We start from the raw sequence: 2,180 nt of genomic DNA on the forward strand, positions 1-2,180 counted from the left end.
GGGCGGGCCGCGCGGGGTGGGGGGGGGGGGGCCCGGGGGGCCCCCCCCCCCCGCCCCCCCCCCACCCCCCCCCCGCCCCGCCCCCCCGGCCCCCCCCCCGCGGCCACGCCCGGGCCCCTGCCCGGTGAAGCGGGCGGGGCCGTACGGCCTGACGTCGGGTTCTGCTGCGGTCGGCCGGGCCGTACCCCGCGATTGGTCCAGACCTATTGACGAGCTGCGCCGCCCCTCCTACGATCCGGTCCGGCACAGCCCCACATGTCCCCACCTCACCCACAGCCGGGCGTCGCGCCCCCACGCGTCGGTCATGTCCATGGCGCTCGGCGGGAAGGGAACGCAGCATGTTCCGTCGAAGGTCGCGTACTCCACGTCCGTCGGGCGAGGTCCGCCCCTGTCCGGATCCCGGCCGCCTCGAAGGCGACCGGACCGGGAACGAGCCGCTCCGGGCCCCTGGCCCGCAGCCGCGGGCGAGCGTGGAACGCGCAGCGCAGGTGAACCGGACCAGCCGCGCCCAGCACGGGCCGAGCGTCCTGCGGCGCTCCCTCGCCGGGGTGAGCGCCGTCGCCGTCATCGGCGCCGGCATCGCCGTGGCCGGCTCCGTCACGGCCGGGGCCGCCACCCCCAACCTGGTGGCCAACCCCGGCTTCGAGAACGGGCTCTCCGGCTGGACCTGCTCCGGCGGCTCCGGCGCGGTCGTCAGCAGTCCGGTCCACTCCGGCGCCGCCGCGCTCAAGGCCACGCCGACCGGCCCGGACAGCGCCCAGTGCAGCCAGACCGTCAGCGTGCAGCCCAACTCCCAGTACACGCTGAGCGCCTACGTCCAGGGCAGCTACGTCTACCTGGGCGCCACCGGCACCGGCGCCGGCAGCGACCCGTCCACCTGGACGCCGAGCAGTGCGTCGTACAGCCAGCTCAGCGTCGGCTTCACCACCGGGCCGAACACCACCTCGGTGACCGTCTACCTGCACGGCTGGTACGGGCAGCCCGCGTACTACGCGGACGACGTGTCGCTCACCGGCCCCGGCGGCAGCAGCCCCACACCGACCACCCCGCCGCCCACGACTCCTCCGCCGACCACTCCGCCTCCGACGACTCCTCCGCCGACCACCCCGGCGCCGGGCGACACCTGCCCCACGAAGCCCAGGCCGTCGGGCAAGGTCCTCCAGGGCTACTGGGAGAACTGGGACGGCGCCGCGAACGGCGTCCACCCCGGCATGGGCTGGGTCCCCATCACGGACAGCCGGATCGCCGCACACGGCTACAACGTCATCAACGCCGCCTTCCCGGTGATCCTCTCGGACGGAACCGTCCAGTGGCAGGACGGCATGGACGCCAACGTCAAGGTCTCGACCCCCGCCGAGATGTGCCAGGCCAAGGCGGCCGGGGCGACGATCCTGATGTCGATCGGCGGTGCCGCCGCAGGCATCGACCTGAGCTCCAGCACCGTCGCCGACCGGTTCGTGGCGACCGTCGTCCCGATCCTCAAGAAGTACAACTTCGACGGGATCGACATCGACATCGAGACCGGCCTGTCCGGAAGCGGCAGTATCGGCACGCTGTCCGCCTCCCAGGCCAACCTGATGCGCATCATCGACGGCGTACTGGCCCAGATGCCCGCGGGCTTCGGCCTGACGATGGCCCCCGAGACCGCGTACGTGACCGGCGGAAGTGTCACCTACGGCTCGATCTGGGGCGCCTACCTGCCGATCATCAAGAAGTACGCCGACAACGGGCAACTGTGGTGGCTGAACATGCAGTACTACAACGGCAGCATGTACGGCTGCTCCGGCGACTCCTACCAGGCCGGCACCGTGCAGGGCTTCACCGCGCAGACCACCTGCCTGAACAACGGCCTGACCATCCAGGGCACCACCGTCAAGGTGCCCTACGACAAGCAGGTGCCCGGCCTGCCGGCCCAGCCCGGCGCGGGTGGCGGCTACATGGACCCGGGCCTGGTCGGCCAGTCGTGGAACGCGTTCGGCGGTTCGCTGAAGGGGCTCATGACGTGGTCGCTCAACTGGGACGGCTCGAAGGGCTGGAGCTTCGGCGACAACGTGAGGTCCCTCCAAGGCCGTTGATCACCCGCTGATCACCCGCTGACGTCCCGCCCGCGCCCGCCGGCCCCGGGCACCCCCCCCACCCCCGCCGCCCCGGCGGAACTGCGCGCGGGGGGGGGGCCCGCG

The 2,180-nt window shown here is 73.2% G+C and carries 1 protein-coding gene; it reads left to right on the top strand.

Features of this window, described 5'->3' with window-relative positions; translation table 11 throughout:
* The first annotated feature begins 488 nt into the window (after positions 1 to 488).
* Complete coding sequence (locus ACFV6D_RS15170; RefSeq protein WP_380559983.1) at positions 489 to 2,075, top strand: carbohydrate binding domain-containing protein; 1,587 nt, start codon at positions 489 to 491, stop codon at positions 2,073 to 2,075.
* Positions 2,076 to 2,180 lie beyond the last annotated feature (105 nt).

It is taken from the genome of Kitasatospora sp. NPDC059812 (assembly GCF_042732075.1).
Taxonomy (GTDB): domain Bacteria; phylum Actinomycetota; class Actinomycetes; order Streptomycetales; family Streptomycetaceae; genus Kitasatospora.